At 54.6% G+C, this 16,724-nt stretch carries 9 protein-coding genes and 1 pseudogene; 3 read left to right on the forward strand and 7 right to left on the reverse strand.

All coding sequences use genetic code 11. The annotated features are described in order from the left end of the window. The first annotated feature begins 40 nt into the window (after window positions 1–40). From H0921_RS02800 to H0921_RS02810, 3 genes are all read left to right on the forward strand, one after another. Window positions 41–724: an RNA polymerase sigma factor gene (locus H0921_RS02800; protein ID WP_194536482.1), complete on the forward strand. Its 684-nt coding sequence runs from the start codon at window positions 41–43 to the stop codon at window positions 722–724. Window positions 725–731: 7 nt separating this feature from the next. Then, a complete protein-coding gene (locus H0921_RS02805; RefSeq protein WP_194536483.1) occupies window positions 732–2,525 on the forward strand; it encodes an anti-sigma factor family protein in 1,794 nt (597 codons plus the stop codon). Window positions 2,526–2,728: 203 nt separating this feature from the next. Beyond that, window positions 2,729–3,046 (forward strand): hypothetical protein, encoded by a 318-nt coding sequence (locus H0921_RS02810; RefSeq protein WP_194536484.1) that lies wholly within the window; start codon window positions 2,729–2,731, stop codon window positions 3,044–3,046. 4 nt (window positions 3,047–3,050) lie between these two features. Here the strand turns inward: H0921_RS02810 and H0921_RS02815 are convergent, their stop codons facing one another. The 7 genes and pseudogenes from H0921_RS02815 to H0921_RS02840 all read right to left on the reverse strand — a co-directional run bounded on the left by H0921_RS02815 (window position 3,051) and on the right by H0921_RS02840 (window position 16,675). After that, a complete protein-coding gene (locus tag H0921_RS02815; RefSeq protein WP_194536485.1) occupies window positions 3,051–5,642 on the reverse strand; it encodes a PQQ-like beta-propeller repeat protein in 2,592 nt (863 codons plus the stop codon). 374 nt (window positions 5,643–6,016) lie between these two features. Then, window positions 6,017–8,062: a hypothetical protein gene (locus H0921_RS02820; RefSeq protein WP_194536486.1), complete on the reverse strand. Its 2,046-nt coding sequence runs from the start codon at window positions 8,060–8,062 to the stop codon at window positions 6,017–6,019. Window positions 8,063–8,470: 408 nt separating this feature from the next. Beyond that, a pseudogene (locus H0921_RS18460) lies at window positions 8,471–9,598 on the reverse strand (hypothetical protein); the annotation flags it as partial. 227 nt (window positions 9,599–9,825) lie between these two features. Continuing rightward, complete coding sequence (locus H0921_RS02825) at window positions 9,826–13,311, reverse strand: hypothetical protein (RefSeq protein WP_194536487.1); 3,486 nt, start codon at window positions 13,309–13,311, stop codon at window positions 9,826–9,828. 172 nt (window positions 13,312–13,483) lie between these two features. Beyond that, window positions 13,484–13,738, reverse strand: a complete 255-nt coding sequence (locus H0921_RS02830) for a hypothetical protein (protein WP_194536488.1) — start codon at window positions 13,736–13,738, stop codon at window positions 13,484–13,486. Between the two features lie 42 nt (window positions 13,739–13,780). Further along, the gene (locus H0921_RS02835) at window positions 13,781–15,997 is read right to left on the reverse strand and encodes an AAA family ATPase (RefSeq protein WP_194536489.1); all 2,217 of its coding nucleotides are present in this window, start codon (window positions 15,995–15,997) and stop codon (window positions 13,781–13,783) included. 111 nt (window positions 15,998–16,108) lie between these two features. After that, entirely contained in the window at window positions 16,109–16,675 is a 567-nt protein-coding gene (locus tag H0921_RS02840) for a hypothetical protein (RefSeq protein ID WP_194536490.1), read from the reverse strand. Window positions 16,676–16,724 lie beyond the last annotated feature (49 nt).

The following is a 16,724-nucleotide window of genomic DNA, read 5'->3' on the forward strand; positions in this document are numbered from 1 at the left end:
AACGGGAGGACCTACGGACAGCCAAGTGGTAACAGTAACTATGCCTGCAGGTCACACCAGCAACCTGATGGCACTGCGCGACCCGGACATTCGCCTCATGCTGCGGGTCCGGGATGATGATCCCGCCGCCTTCGCGGAGCTTGTCCAACGTTTCCAACACCGCCTCGTGGCCATTTTGCATCATCTGTTGGGAGACCGTGATGAAGCAGAAGACTTAGCCCAGGAGGTCTTCCTCCGCGTGTATCGCCATCGCAAACGTTATACTCCAAAGGCCAAGTTTTCCACTTGGTTATTCACGATTGCAAATAATCTGGCTCTCAATGCCCTTCGGGATCGCAAGCGCCGACCGGTCCAGCCCTTGGAGATCAGCGAATCCGGCTCCCTCTGCCACGAGCCGCAGCAACCGCTGGCCGATGCCCACTCCTCGACTTCCTTTCCCGCACGCCGCCTGCATCAGGAAGAACTTGCTCTTGTCATCCGCCGGGCACTGGACACTCTCAACGAACGTCAAAGGCTAGCGATTATCCTCAACAAATACGAGGACATGAACTATGCCGACATCGCCCAAGTCATGGGTCTGACTACCAAAGCTGTCAAGTCCCTTTTGAGCCGGGCACGAGCGAAGCTACGGGAGTGTCTGCAGGGTTATATTGAAATAGATGGGGATAGTTCCTCGGCCTCCTCTTGCGAGGATGGTCCACCCCACACCGCATCGAGTCCCTGAGGTGGTTATGCCGGAATCCCCCCACCCTCCCCCGCAACCTTCCGATCAGCCTCCTCAGGACCCCCTTGAGGAGGAATTGGTCGCTTATTTGGATGGCGAGCTGCCCGAGGATGAGGCACGCCAGATGGAGCAACGCTTGGCTGCCGATCCCGAATTGCGCCGCCGGGCCTTGCTGTTGAAAAAGACTTACGACTTGTTGGACTATCTTCCGCTGCCAGAAGCCTCGCCGGACTTCACCACGCGCACCCTGGAGAAAGTTCCTGCGCTGCGTTCTGCTGCCCCTTCTTCTCGATCGGACGCGGCGGCGGTGCGTCAAGCCATACCTTCCACGTCGCAGCCTGTCGTGATGGCAGCGACCGGCCCCTTGCTGCTCCCCTCGACCCGTTGGCTTGCTGCGTGGAAACAACTCTGGATTGCGGCACTCTGCTTGACTCTTGGTTCGCTGGGCGGTTATGGCTTGCTCACTTGGGTGCTATCCGCTCCATCCCCATCTCCTCGTCCGTCTGCATCCGACGAGCCATCGTTGACCGATCACCGGCTCATCGAGATGCTCCCCTACTACATTGGTGTCGATGATCTGTCCTTCCTCCTCCGCTTGGCGGAACCAGAATATTTCGGCGATGATCCCTTGGTAGAACACGGGATTAGCCGGCCGCCAGCTCAAATGGAGGGCTTCGAGCCACCTTCCTCCACTACATTCGCCCAACTGGTGGAAGAATTCCGTCGTTTAGCCCCCAACCGACAAGCGGCCTTGCGAGAATTGGACCGCGAGTTGTTTGCCCAGGATCCTGCAGAACGAGAATACCTGCTCCGCATTTTGGAAGCCTACGCTCTATGGCTCTCCCGTTTAGCCCCCGACCAGCGCCGATTTATTCTTTCAGCGGGCGATACCGCCCAACGATTGCAGCGAGTCCGCGAGATTCGGGAGCAGCAATGGCTAGAAGCCCTGCCAGTGGAGCAGCAGAAACGCATTCGCAGTCTCTCCACACAAGAGCGCATCGAGACGATCCGCCGACTCAAACGCCATGAAACAGACCGGCGTGAGTCCTGGTCTTTTATCCGCCGTCATGCCGAGGAGATTGCCGCCAATCGTATCCCGTGGCCCTTTCATGATGAGGCACTCCGCAAAGTCGTTGTGGAGTTCGCCCGGCAGGCGTTCCAACTCGACGAACCGGGCAAGGAACGGTTGACCGCCAACGAAAGGCAGCGTTATGTGGCTGCCCTCCATACTGCGGAACAGGCCGGTGGTTCAGCGTGGTTCAGTTATGGTCGGGAGGTTTACAATCTCTCGCGCAAATATGAGCGCTTTTTGCTTCCTCCGCCTCGGAGTCAACCCGTGTTGGACCACACCGATCTCGGCCCGGCGGCTCGCTTCTTCGAGAAAGGCCGAGCCCAAGCCGTGACCGCCCCGTTCCGCGGAAAGTGGCCGGAATTCGCCCTGGCGGTCCTCGATTACTCCAACTCACTACCCCCGACAGAACGCCCGAAACTGCCGCCGCTGGGGCCTGCTCGGCTGGAGGAATTGCGTGAACCGCTCCGGCGCGTCATTGAACAGGAACTTTGGCCGAAATTGCGGCCTCGGGAACGGGAGGCCTTGACTGCTGTCGAAGGGAAATGGCCCGATTACTGCCGGGAATTGCGTAAATGGGCAGCACTTCACGATGTGAGTTTGCCAGGTATCATGCTGCCAGGCTCTCCGCGGCATTGGGAAACCCTCTACGGGGCGAGATTACCTGGGCCGGGTGCTCCTCCCGGCCTCAAATTCCCGCCCTTCCCTCCTCCTATCCCCAATCGTAAGTGAAAAGGCCAGGAGAGGGACCGGAAATTGCCTTGCTGGATCGAGGTACGAGATGCCGAAATCCCTGAGATAACCTTAGGAACGTCTCACCCGGAAATTAGCGCGGAAGGATCGGCAGCAGAGTGATATACTGCCTATAGAGTGATGTTCGGCAGACCCGCTACAGAAACATCAGGTGCCGAGCGACCCACACGAGGTTCCCCCACATGGTTATGCGCAACGGTCGGGATTCGGGCAACGCCCAGCAACATTGGTGGGATGATTTGCCACCCGCCATCCGGCGCCGCTTTCGCAATGTGATCCAGGAACAGTTGCTTCAAGAGGAAGAATGGAATTCTCCTCCGGCTTCGCCGGTAGTGCGGCCCACGACTCTGCCATCGGAGGGGAGCGAACGAGAGTTTGTCTGGGACTTGCTGCGACTGACCGGGACTTTCCTCTTGGTGATTTTTATCGTTCTGCTACTGATGCTCGGATGTGTCACCTTCCTCAGCAATGGGGGGCATCCAGGACCTTGGCCATTTTGAAGCCTCACGGGTCCAAGATTTCATCAATCAGCCGAAATACCGCCACCTGACGCCGATTAGGATTATTTGGGTCCACGGTCATGGCACCGATGTAAATTGTGCGCCGGCTTCCTTGAGGCAACAATTCTTGCACAATGGTGGGTCCCCCTAGGACTCCCGAAGTTTCCTGGCCATCCCATAGAAACCCTGGCAAGGGTTTTTGCCAGATGACCTGCCCGGTCTGCGGATGAAGGCAGACGGCCAATCCCTCTCGGCTGACTGCATACACCGCCAGGGGAAGGCCGCCCAGCTTGGCCACTGCGGGCTGACTGGTCACAGACCCTCCAATACTTACTCGCCACTTCTGCTCACCGCTGTGCCGATCGATAGCATAGATCGAGCCATCCCGGCACGCAGCGTAGACATGGAAAGCGTCTCCAGCCAAGGCCGTATGAACCCCTCGTGGCAATTCCGTGCGCCAAACCTCAGCACCACTGGCAGCATCCAGACAGACCACCGCTCCACTTGGCTTTTCTTCCCGACGTTGGCCTTTCTCCTCCGGGTACTCGTGAGTATCGGCTCCCAGATTCCCCGTCCCCACCCCGTAGTACACTCGCTGATCCAAAACCAACGGCGCGGCGAAGGAGCGGAGCTTCAGATCGGTGCGCCAGAGTTGTTTTCCTGTGGCCACATCGAGGCAAATCGCCGCCGTGGAGTACAATCCGCTCCCCAGGTATAGCCGGCCGCCCGAAACAGCGGGAGCACCATCAACATGCAAGCCGTTTTCCAATCCGCCCGCGACGTGCCAACGAACGCGGCCATCCACAGCAGTGACGGCGTAAACTCCGTCATCGCCCGCTGGGAAAATAACCATGTCCTGGCTTACCACCGGCGTACCCTCCGTGTGACTGGTGGTGCGGAAAGGTTGCGCCCACCGGGGTTGACCCGTGAGCGCATCCAAAGCAAAGAGGCGGCAGCCGCTATGCTCATGCAGCCCTTCCCCGCAATACACCACACCGTTAGCCACCACGGGAGTGCAGTATACCGGCAAAAGGGGTTTGTCCTCTCCGTCGTAACTCCAAAGCACTTTTCCATCTGCACTATCCATGCAAACAATACGTCCCCCACCGCTCAGCCCTGCTTCCATGATCCCGAAGTAGAGCCGTCCCTGATCGACCACCACTCGGCTTAGCACTTGCCCGCGTAGAGCCAGCCGTTGATCACCGTCCTGTTCGTAGGCTTCTAAGGCCTCGGCCTGAATGAAACGTGGGCCTACCACCGTTGTGCCACCGCCACTTTCTGTCACAACCGTCCATTGGCCCGGAACCGAGGATGATTGCCAGACCAACGCCACGAGCAGGCAGGCCGCCAGAGTTCCCATGGCCACGGACTCCCCCGATAAGCTGAGCCTCCGCTCTGTCCCTAAGCCACTGTTGCCCTCCCACCACGCAGTTCCTCGCCGGTAGAGGGCGTAAAGCAACGCCGCAACGACGGCAAGCCCAATGCAGGTGAATTCCCGCATCGGGGGTGTCACTGCTGTGCGTAAATCAGCCCACCCCATCGTCAGCGCGACACATATTCCCGCGAAAACGCTCACACCAACAAGACTTAGCACTTCAGCGCGCGATGGCGGCGCCGTGACCGAAGGATCGGCATTGGCCAATCGGCGATAGCGAATACCCGCCCAGATTAAGCCCAGTAGGGTGATCCCCAACAAATACACTGTCAACGCCTGCAAGCCCCACCACCATCCCTGCGGCAGATAGTTTTGCAAGAAATAATGGACTAGAGCCAAGGTGCTATTGAGACTAGCCACGGTCAAAAAGGCACGCCAGCGCTTCCAAGCAATAGCCAGGCGAGCGAATACCCCCGGGAAAACCGCGGCGATGATTGCCAACGGGCCGACCAACACAAACGAGGGAATAACACCCCATAGTGTCTTTCCCCGACTGTAGTGGCGGGACATCTTCGGTTTCGGCGAATTACCATCAGCCGGTGACTGAGGCGGCTTATCCTCCGATGCAGGAGGCCCATAGCCAGGTTTTGCTTTCTCATCCGGCTTAGGGGGGACGGCACGCCGCGCCAACCCGTCCTCGATGATACGGATCAATTCGGCACTACTGCCGGCAAAAGTTCGGCGGAGATAAGGCTCCCCGTGCAGAAAAGCCCAGCGAACCGTTTTGCCGGATTCGTCTTCAAACCCCTGGAGTGAAAACCAGCTTCCCTCCACAAACGCCATGGCCTGATACCGCTTGCCGCGCTTGCTAGCGAAAAACACTACCTGCCGGCGAGCATCCAAACGGTCCAAGATCGTTTGCGTATCGTTGGCTTTCTTCGCTTCCTCATCCCCGCTCATATTTACTGCCAACTGTTGGAAGGGCGGCTCGCCCTTCAGGAGCCGTACCACTTGAAACACTACCGCAGGTTTACCAGCATCCACACGAGTCACCTTGGCGACAAAGATGTAGCGTTCCGTCTCCAGAACTTCCGCGAGCGGAGTCAGGCGCGTGATGACGGCTTGAACCTTCCCAGCCACAAGGAACCCTAACCCCCCGACCAGGAGGACCAAGGCCGCCATGACTCGACTAGCCCGACCCGATGGATGCTCAATGCTCATGACCGGAATCCCTTACCTTAGCTCGACAGCGTCCAATCCGAAAACTGCCGTTGAAGAACATTCAGGCAGCAAGTGGGAGCGCGGATTCTCAGGGAGTGGGACTGCGATCCGCTCACATAAGGCAGGTCATTCATCCCGACAATCAACTTTATCTTACAAATCGCGGCAGCCTACCGCCACGCTACCCTCTTCACGCCCCATAATCCCACACCACTAACTTCTGCGGCCGGCTCTCGTTTCCCGGCTTGTTCCGTGAACTCTACCCCGACTGGTTTCCTCGTCTGTCATGGACATCGATAAGCAACAGCAACGCCGCCGACGCGTTGGCTTCCCTACCGCGGCTCGTTACGACTCAGCGTCGCGGTAATACCCCTTCATGGATCCAAGGAGACCTTGCGTTCCTTTTCGGCATGCAGATAGTGCTGTAAATCCTGAACCACTCGCTGACGGAAGCGCATGTCCTGGGCGCCGAGCCATCGCTGGACCTGGGGAGTCAGCCGATACCCATCGCCAAGAACACCTCGCACCACGATATCCACGAGACGAAGAGGTTGCAGAGTCCAGAAGCGATTGGTGGAACCGTGCACAGGCAAGGGTCGCAAGCGCTGGAAGAGTTCCTCATACCGTCCGAGGCGGCGGGTGGATAGGAACGCCAGAGCCGTCGCATAGCTATAGGCAGCCTGCATATACTCCCGCGCCCTCAATTCTGAGTCATCATTTGCCGGCAAAAATAGATAGTCCCTCGCGGCATCGAGAAGAGGATCGCTCCTGTCTGTCTCCTCCAATGCTGCCCACACCGTGGCCGTGGCTAAGCGGTGTTCCCAAGTGGAGGAAGTCTCCGGCGGTTGGAAATGCTCGCACCTTTCGGCCAACTCTTCCAGTTCCCTTTGTAAACGGAATCGCCGGAACACATCGGCCAACAGAAAAATGACACTGCCCATTACGGGAACCACATCCAGCAGATAAGGTTGCGCTTGCCGCCACAGTTCCGCTAGGAAAGGCCCCGCCATGCCTTCCGGCCAGCGTACCATAGCTCGTGCCAGATTCTCTATCATCCGACATTGCACTTCATCCCGGCGTAGATAGGTCAGGCGAACGATCCGGCTTTCGCCGGCATCCGGCCAAGCAGCGGGCAAAGTTTCCCAGGCCTTTGGCACCAGTCTCAGCATCCGTTCTAAAATGGCGGCGGGAAATAGTGCTGCCAATTCGCAGAGCGCAATGAGGATGCGGCAAGTTCGCAGGCTATCGCTGGACTGCTCGCACATGCGCAACAGTTCTTCTGCCTCAGATGTCACTCCCCCGGCGTTCGTTCGCTCTAGGAGCACAGCCAAGCGTTCCCCTATCGGATCATCACCACGCAAGGGAGCCAGCTCCCAAGAGCGCAGCGGTCGTGAGAGCCGGAAGGGGTCCAGGATGCGGGAATGCTCGCAGAGTCGATCCACCGCGTAGCGCGCGATGGGGGAAAGGCTTTGCCGCTGTGCCCACCAATCCGCCGGCAAGAGGGGCTGAGGCGGCCCTCCCTCCCAGACTTCTTGCATACGCCAACGGAAAGCAGCAGCCACGCATTGCAAAGCCGCCACCATCTCATTGTCCAGTCCCTCACAACTTCCCCGTGTGTTGGTAACCCATACCTCGGCACGACGCCGTTCCCCCACCGCCGCCAGCCCCCACGCCCACATCTGGTATGCGATCTGGCCGGTTGCTGCCGTCTCGCCATCCAGTCCCTCCACACGTAGCGGACCTGCCGGATGCCGCATTACCCAGTCCAGCATCTGGTACCTTTGGCGGATCAGCCATGTACACGCGGTGTTCAGGTATTCGGGATCATGGTTCCCCACAAAACGCAAAAACGAGGGAACATCGACGTCTAAAGCGTGACCCTGTTGAGTCAGGCGCTGCATCAACTGATCCAACCACCGCGCTAGAAGGAGGATATCCCCTTCACATAACTGAGAAGCTGCACATGCGGCCAACCAAACGGCACGCATAGGCATCTCTCCCGCATGCCTTTCCACGAGTCGAATCAGACAGGGCAACAGACGGCGCACATCTTCCCCCGTCTTTCCCTCCACAGCCAAGCGTACCAGAAAAGCCGCCGCTAACCTGCCTGATGAGGTATCCTCCGGTCTTACCTGCCAGAATGTCGGATGGAACACAGCCTCCACAGAAGCACGAGCCATACGCAGCTCTACGAGCCACCATGACTCGCACCACCGCAGGAGGTTACCAGTCCGGCCTTCCCACACTGCCATCAGCCAGCACAATGCTGCATCCTGAAGGTGGCCGGAGGATTGCTGCCACCGAGCTAGTTCCGCCCAGCCTTCTGCCAGGCGCATCGTCGATCCCGCTTCCTCGGCGGTCAGCAACCATTGGCACAACTCTAACCGCCGCAACGTCCCCCCTGCCCGCCAGCTCGCCACGTCGGACGCTCGCGCCTCCTGACGTGGTATCGGGGCAGGAGCAACTCCCCTTCCCTCCTGAGAGGCAGATTCGCTTCCGGGGTTAGCAGAGGACGCCCATTGATCACCCGCATCTTGGACACGACGTCGCCGTTTCTTCCAGCTTGCTTTCAAAAGCTCCCGCAAATATCGTCCAATCTGGGCCCACATTCGCCGCCAGAATGTCAAGCCTCCTGGCGCTGACTGAGCGGGCAAAGGCGCCCATCGGTGAGTTGAAGGTAACAAGCGAGGCAGTGGTAGAAGAGAAGTTGCTTCCTTCCTCTCAGGTGACACCTTGGAGTCAGAGTTAGTAACGGTCCACGTAGGTGTCTCTTCATTCTCTTCCTCATGGATCACTCTCATATGGATGGAGGGGGGAACAACATACTCCACCCATGAAGAAATCGGCTGAAAGTCCCCAACTGGCACTTGGTGGCAGCGGGAGGTCCCATCAGAGCACCTTTCCACCCAAGTCATGGCATTGTCGCAAACCCCCGCTCGCCGCCTCCGTTCAGCCACTCCGAGCACCGGCCGCCACTGCCAACCCACGGGCCAAAAAAGCAACGGGATTTCTGGATCGGCGACGTAGGCCTCCGTACCTTCCGGCAACCGTGTAACGACGCCCATTGTTCCCGAGTTATCCCAAATCAGCCATCCATGAGCATGGCCTCTTTGAACGCAAGCCACCTTGATTTGACTCAACGTTCCCTGATCCATGTGCTGACACTGCTGCCAGAATTGTGTCACCACATCTGCCGGGATATACCACAACGTTGGATCATGCCTCTCGTCCTTTGTTTCCGACCAACGCAAGCGTAAGGGAACGACATGATGGAAGCTCTGAACACGGGAAACAGCCTGAAGGATCGTCACCTCGCCTTTCAACTCCTGAGAAATGGTTGGCTCTAGAACAGGGAGTGGCGCTACAATTTCCAGATGGCGAACTTTTCGGGAGGAGTCAATGACACACAGGCCTTGCCGAGGAACTGGAATGTGATCGATCAAGGGATGCCGATATCCCCATTCCACCCACCGCTTCGGCGCTTGTTCGCGGTAGGCGCGTAACCCCGTCCTGCATTGCCACAATTCGAGAAGATGAGGAGATACCGGAGAAAGCAACCCCCACACGAGCCGCGAAATGGAATCAACGTGGATAATCTGCAAGTAGCTTTCCAAGAAAAAGCGGCTTCGGGCCAACTCCGCCATCCTTGCTGCCGGAATGCAGATAAGGACCGTCTGAGTACCACATGCTTCGTGGCATCGTTCCAAAGGGAGAATTGCCGCCCAACATAGACTCCGGGAAAACCGCAGGGGTGGTATCTCCTTTTGCCATGACACCCCAAAAGAGGCTAAGTCTTCCAACACCTTATGGGAAGGCAGTACAGGGAACAGCAACCACACCCGGCCTTCCTGATCCACAGCCCACTCCACGGCCCGCTTGGACCATTCGGGAGGGACAAGGCCGCGGTCTACGGCGAACTGCACGATTCCAAGGTGCGGAAAACAGAGAATTCCCATACTGTCAGTCTAGCTCGAATTATCCACCCCTGCCGATAGAATTGTTCATCTCACGCATCAGCTGAATTGGCGATCATCGATCTGAAAAATAGAGAAAACATAGGACTCTTGAAGGGAACATCCTAGGCCGCCTTCCAACAAGACTTCTCCCTTGTCACCGCAAACCGCCAAATAATGAGACAGTCAGCCAATCGCTGCCTACTGTAAGATGATTGCTGTTTTGCGCATTATTGGGTCACACTGGTGCAGACCTCTTTGATATCATTAATGATTCGTCTCCGCAGAAGATATTCATTTTCAATTTGCCAATCAGTCATCAATTTACCTCTATCATTTATCAATATCGAATTACCACCTAATATAACATCTAAAGCATATTTAATAGACTCTGTAATCTGTATGTAATCCAGAGATATGTATTCATCCGAGCTAAAACTATCTGAAATGTGAATGTTCCCACGCGTACAATCCTTGAAGTAGCGATGTATATAACTTATTGCCAAATTGTCTCCTAGACAGCTTATGCTCTTAATATAATTTACCACCACTCTCACATAACTATTTTTCTCGATATTACCTTGAATACCTGGTTTTAAATTCAGAATATATTTATGCAATCTTTCCAACTCTGTCTCACGCCGCTGCACATCTCCCGTCATGCATGCTACTGAAGCGCTGATGCGCACTCGTATTAGCGCTTCGGTGAGTCGAGGAGATTCTGGCTTCTCGTCATGCCAATAACTCCAAGGTCGTAACTCGTGACGAATATACATGATGACTTCCGAATTATGACAGATACGCTCCAAGTATAGGGCAACAGGTACTAATTCGCTGAGTAACATGAGAGCCAATGGCACACCATCTTCATCACAGTGGCGTAGAATATCTACATGCTTACACAATACGTTTAACAGATCATCAATCCACCTTTGCTGACCATACAATCCGACAAAGTGAAAGGCACGGGTATATATGCTTCCCAGTTCACTGACTTCTTGCCGATAATCCGTAGAGTTCTTGCTTACAGAGAATTCGTTAAATAACTTCCCGAGTTTATCGATGAAATCTGACCACAACCACAATAAATCCGATGACTCCGCCGAATATATATGGGCGAGAGTTTGCCGAAGCGAATACAAATATCCCATCATACTTGAGTCATCATATGTTTCCCTCAAGTAAACTAAGATTGCGTCCTCTTGTATCAGCGGCTCGAGTAACTCCGATTTTTGCAGCAAGCGATTCACAACGTAATATGCCATGCGAGAGACAACCAATTCTGTTGGCAGTTGCTCACATTCTGATCTAAGTTCATCAATAATTTGACGTATGTCGGGAGGTAATTTCGATGTAGGTGGCAATTTACTAATTGCCTCATTGATGCGATGTTTATAAGATTTATCAATTATAGAAACATATAATTGTCCTATGTCATAACTAATCGCTTCTTTATTTGTAAATACTTGCCTCAACTCTTTTCCTGCCGTTTCTAACCATGTGTTACATTCAGAAGACATTCCAAGTCGAGCCGCAAGATACGCAAACAAATAGTAAGCATATGGGAGATATCTGCTCTCACCACCAGAAGATGATGAACTGATCCACTGAATTACATCATTGAGTAAATTATTTAATATCTCTTTGAATCCTTGTAGCGCTTGTTGATACTGCAAACTCCCACAAAGGAGGAACTGTGGCAAATCGCAGAGTGCAACCGACGGATCATTATAGAGTCTCTTTAGCATATGATCCGCACACCGAGATAACAGGAGAGGATTATTAAGCTTTTGACTCAAAAGGCGATAAGCCAACCACTGTCCCCGTAACGGCATCAACTCCTGATTTTCCTCCAAAAATCGCTGAAACGCTTGTAAGAAATCTGCCGTAGAATGTTCCGGATACCGTAAAGTCCAATACATGAAGCTGGCGAGGAGACGCTGAACAACACGGCGGGTGAATAAGCGATTGTTGAGTACCTTCTTCCATTCTTTCACAGAAGGTATAGGCTGGCCTTGCCATTCGGATTTAAACCATCCTTCGACAAGGGGAAACATATTTGCCGGTTCACAATGCCAGAGAGCATGGAGCCAACACAGAGTCGATTGGTCCAAACAAGAAGCTTGAATGTATGCCCGAGCCAACTCTGGCCACAGCCGAACACGCTCCGGATCGTCCAGTCGGCTTCCCGGCACCTGTAAAAAACGCTGTTCTAACTCCCTGAACGATGTATTGTGCGGCAATGCCATATCAGCCGGTTGTTGCGCCTCGGTTTTTGGGGCTGTTGGCGTTTTGCTACTTTCCGGTGAAGATGATGATGTCTTTCTCTGGCTATCCCCGGTTGTCGGTTTATTCCCGACGTGTTGATCGTACGGACGAGCTTCTTCATCTGAGGAAGCAGAGGGTGAAGGAGAAGCGGAAGGGGATCCTCCATCATCAGGTCCCGGCGTGACCCCTGCCTGCTGTATATCCGAGGGCCAATCAAATACGGTGGCATCCACCCATTCTTCCAGAGCGACACGGTGTTGGGTTATGATGTAATCGATCCATTCGCTAAGACGCCGGAATGCACCGAGCGACAATACACAGGGTTGAAATGCATGATTGTCTAAGGGGCGGAGCCAAACAATTTGTTCAGCATCTGCCACAAGCAATCGCTGGAGGGTTTCACTGCGCAGAGGAGGGTGTAAGGCATAACCTCGCGGCAAATATATGTTCCGGACCAAAGGATGGGTTACATAGGGGTAAGCCATATCGAGGTCCAATATTGGTGGCGGCTGGGTATCTCCATGTGTCTCCGCATACAGAATAATCCATTTCACTTTTTCCTTGCCTGGCGTCTCAGCAACAGCGAAGCTCAAACGATTGAGGATATCTTCTTTCGCCCCGCGCAGCCACTTCTCAAAGTCGTGTTGATGCTGCGCCGGTATCAACCATAAGGAAGGTTCAACACGAGAGGGATCACTTGGGATAAGCCGTAACGGGATAGGGATTTTGGACACTTGATCTTGCGCTTGCCATAGGCAGCGTTCTAAGGGAATCAGGATATCCAAAGATTGATAGATATTTTGGAATGGAGCATCGTCATAGAATTCCCAATGGTGCGGTGCGCGGATGAACAGGCGGCGATTTTCTGGAACGGAAATGCGTTGCGCTAAGGGATACTTCCAACCAAATTCCACCCAACAACGAGGAGTTTGTTCATAGTATGCAAAAATGGATTTCCTTTGGGAAATGATGTCTGACTCTAAAGCTTTCAACAGTGTGTAATATGGCGGCTGATTGACATGAAGTAGAGCAATAAATTCATCGCTAAATACTTGACGATAGCAGAGCAATGCCATGCGGTCATTTTCGAGACGTAGTATTTCCTCAACTACCACTCTCAGGTTTTCTTCGTCTTTGATCTCAAATATCACATTGCCGATTCTCTCAGCTCCCTGTCCACCCGGATTTGTATTTTTATCCAATGGTATAGCCTGATACCAACAGTGGGCAGAAAATACCTGTCCCGTAGGGTGTCGAGAACTCCGGTATATCCCCAAAGTGTCGAGCAGCTCGACCGTCTCATTCGGCAAATCTTGGTCACACTCTAGAAACACATGGCCATCTTCCCCGTAGGAAAAACGCGCGGGTCTTGTCATGATTTCCAGAGGCACTATACCGCCTTGTAATACTAGCTGCAGCACACTTATATGAGGAAAATCCAAGATCATAGAGACACCTCAAAAATGCAGATCTTCATTGACTAATCAATCTCAAATTGATACTCCATCCTTATGGGCACATGGAAGAACAGATTTATAGTTAAGTTGTAATGGATCCTTTGCACCATAAGAAGATACGCCGCCTCAGGGGCCAATCCAGCCTATGTATGATGAGTATGAGCTAGTGCTTCTGAGCTATCGGTTGGCGTGGGAGTGGTTCTGGAACAGATGTCGGCGCAGATACCTGTTCACTCTCGCGGGTGATGATCAACTCTCCAAGGTCTGTGGGATCGCGCCCTAACAATTTCGCCACTTGCTCCCGATGCAAACGTTCGTGTTCCAGCGGCAAAGCGTCCGGATCGGAATGCAATTTGACGAGGATGTCGTGTTTGCCGGTTTGGGGATTGCGGCGGAGTTGGATGATCAACTGAGCCATTGGGCAGACTCCTCAGTCCACGGGGAAACAGGCTGGGATAGTTTAGGGGGAGTAGGAAACCGAGATCTCCCGCATCTCTGGCAGAGGCTCACAGGACTCTGCCGCCAAATGAGGTTGGGCTTTCCCTTCTCCCGGATAGCGTTTCCGGAGTTCTTCGATAATTTGCCGCACACGTTCTCCTTCGATGGTTTTTTTCTCCAGCAATTCGGCCCGGATTGCCAACAATTCGTCTTTGTATTGCGTGAGAATGGCTGCCGCTCGCGCTTGCGCTTGAGCCAAGAGATTGTTGATCTGGCGGTCAATGGCTTCGGCCATAGTACCGGAGAGAATGTTTCTGCGTCCTTGCTGATCCCGGAAGGTCCGTAGAGGTGCGGGTAATTCGCTCATTCCGCAGGCTTCGACCAGGGTGGTCGCGAGTTCGGTGGCGCGGGCCAGGTCTGAGCGGGGATCGCCGAAGCCGCTAGCACCGGTCGAGACATCGCCGAGGAGGAGCCGCTCCGCCTCAATGCCGCCGTAAAGGACGCACAGGATATCGAGCAATTCCGAGCGCATGTGTCCGATTTTGTGCTTGTCTTGTTTGTATTGGGTGAAAAACGGCGCCCAAGGGACATCGCTTTGGATGGTTACCTTTTCGGGGGGCGGATGGTGAGGGCAGAAAATAGCCACCAGGAAGTGGCCGGCTTCATGGGTGGCGACGACGATGGCATCCTGTTCGCGGAGAGTCAGGCGATCTTCAAACTCCGTCAATCCGCGTTCGATGAGTTGGGGTGTCGTAGGTCCAGTGATGTTTTCCCTGAGACGCAGGCGCGCCACGGCCCGACACAGGGCGTTCAGGTGGTCCCCGCTGAAGGGGGTTCCTGTAGCCGTCATGTAATTTTCACCGGTTCTCCGCACCGCATAATCCAGGGCTTCCTCGGTCATCGCGAGTTGCATTTTGGAGTTATAAATAGCTAGGATCGCTCGCCGATCTTGTTCGTCGGGATAGGGTATGTGCAGGTGATACTCGAAACGTCCGGGCCGAAGCAAAGCGGGGTCCAAGGACTCTACGAAGTTGGTCGTTCCCACGACGAAGACGAGTTCGTCTTTGTGAAAGCCGTCCATTTCCGTGAGGAGTTGATTGACCATCGAGTGTTCGACGCCGCTGCCCGTGTAGGTTCCGCGTGCTGTGGCGAATGAGTCGATCTCATCGAAGACGATGATCGCCGGGGCAGATTGGCGGGCCTGGCGGAAGATGCGGCGGAGGTTTTCCTCACTTTCCCCGACCCATTTGGACTTCAATTCGGGTCCAGAGACGATGATGATGGCAGCACCGATGCTGGCGGCGATCGCCTTTGCAAAGAAGGTTTTGCCCGTTCCTGGCGGTCCCCAAAAGATCATGCCGCGGGGGATCAGCTCTTCAAGGCGGGCGATTTCCGTGGGGTCGTGCGTCTGATCTCTCCGGGCAAGAATATCGAGGATCTCCGCTTTCAGGCGGCGTTTGACTCGTTCGTAGCCCCCGATATCACGGTCCAAATCGACGTCAGGGATTTCCATGCTCGGTCCGAGTGTGGCCTGCCGCAATTGTGCCAACACCGGTCGGGGATCGGAAGGATAATCTTGGCCCTGCAAGGTGGAGAGAAGTTTCCGCAATCGTACCGCATTGACGCCCGATACGTACTTGTACAGCAGCCATTGGGAAAACTGGCGGCCGAATTTGCGGCTTTCTGCTTGGGTCACCAAATACCGTAAACGATCCCGCGGCACCCCCAATATGGTAATGTGCACGGGGAAGAGATTTTCGATCACTTTCGGAATGGGAAAGGACGGGTCTTTGAATCCGAGCCAGACGATCTCTGGGTTTTCATAGAGCAAAGGGATCACTTCACGGGCATCGTTGGTAAGCCCTCCTTGGGTGGTGGTGAGCAAATCGAGGTGAGGCAAAACAATGACCCGGCGCTCGACGGCACCTCGGACCGCCTCGCGGAGTTGTTGGATCATCAGGGCGGTCAAGCTCGAGGGTTGCATCCCTCCGCTCTGTTCACCGCCGGCTCTTCCCGGTCGTCCATCCAAATACAAGCAGGGCAATCGGACCTGACGGAGGCGATCGCGTAGGCACATGAAGAGATAGGGCGTGACCTCCTTGTCGCATTCAATGAGAACCGGGAGGCCACGCTTGAGTCGATCCTCGGCTTGAGCTAGCTCGCGGACGTAAGCCGCTTCTACCGCCTGCTCGACGGTCAGTTGTTTGGGTAATTCGCTTTCCGGGATAAAGGTGCTCATAATCCGTACTGGAATATCCTCTTCTGTTTTCCTCAAGTACACTCACGTTAGGGTTCCGCTTTCCGCCTCCCGCGAGAGAGAATCAAGTGATGCAATCTGCTAAGCGCAAATTCACACTTCCAGTTTAATCGTCAACTCGCCCGTAGTCGTATCTTCGTGGATTTCGCGAATCTCGCCCATTTGACGGGCTTTGATTTTGATCGCCTCCCGCATCACTTGATTGACAACAGCGTCCAATTCGCTTTCGATTTTCTGCAGGATGCGTTCACATTCATCGGCGACGCTTCTCTGCAGGTCCTCTTGGGTTTCGGCGAATCGTTTCGCAAGCTGCTCTCGCAACAATTCCATTTCTGCCTTCCGCACTTTTTGGGGAGATGCATCCGCATACACAGGCACATTCTTCTCTTGAGTGTGTGTAACCTCCTGCTCCTCTTGCACCGTCACGGTGACTGTTCCGTCAGAGGGGTCGACTGTGATCACCCCTTGACCTTGCCGGCGTCGCATGGTTCCATCAGGCTGTTCAACGAAGCCGCGTTGCTGGAGAGCTTGCCGCAGCAGTCGGGCCATCTCGACGGCAGGTAGCACTTCCAAAAGTTCCAAGCGCGTGCTGATGCCATCTCGGGCTTCAAGGACCCGTGTTTCGGATTGCCGCAGTCTGAGACGATAAGCCAAACTCATTTTTCTTCTCCCTAGGGGGATCGAGGGACTCTAGTTCTCCATGCTCCGT

Source organism: Thermogemmata fonticola (assembly GCF_013694095.1).
GTDB lineage: Bacteria > Planctomycetota > Planctomycetia > Gemmatales > Gemmataceae > Thermogemmata > Thermogemmata fonticola.

What these genes read in the sequence shown, in the direction of transcription:
- H0921_RS02800 (WP_194536482.1), top strand. Translation starts at nt 41, where the DNA reads ATGCCTGCAGGTCACACCAGCAACCTGATGGCACTGCGCGACCCGGAC.
- H0921_RS02805 (WP_194536483.1), top strand. Translation starts at nt 732, where the DNA reads ATGCCGGAATCCCCCCACCCTCCCCCGCAACCTTCCGATCAGCCTCCT.
- H0921_RS02810 (WP_194536484.1), top strand. Translation starts at nt 2,729, where the DNA reads ATGGTTATGCGCAACGGTCGGGATTCGGGCAACGCCCAGCAACATTGG.
- H0921_RS02815 (WP_194536485.1), bottom strand. Translation starts at nt 5,642, where the DNA reads ATGAGCATTGAGCATCCATCGGGTCGGGCTAGTCGAGTCATGGCGGCC.
- H0921_RS02825 (WP_194536487.1), bottom strand. Translation starts at nt 13,311, where the DNA reads ATGATCTTGGATTTTCCTCATATAAGTGTGCTGCAGCTAGTATTACAA.
- H0921_RS02830 (WP_194536488.1), bottom strand. Translation starts at nt 13,738, where the DNA reads ATGGCTCAGTTGATCATCCAACTCCGCCGCAATCCCCAAACCGGCAAA.
- H0921_RS02835 (WP_194536489.1), bottom strand. Translation starts at nt 15,997, where the DNA reads ATGAGCACCTTTATCCCGGAAAGCGAATTACCCAAACAACTGACCGTC.
- H0921_RS02840 (WP_194536490.1), bottom strand. Translation starts at nt 16,675, where the DNA reads ATGAGTTTGGCTTATCGTCTCAGACTGCGGCAATCCGAAACACGGGTC.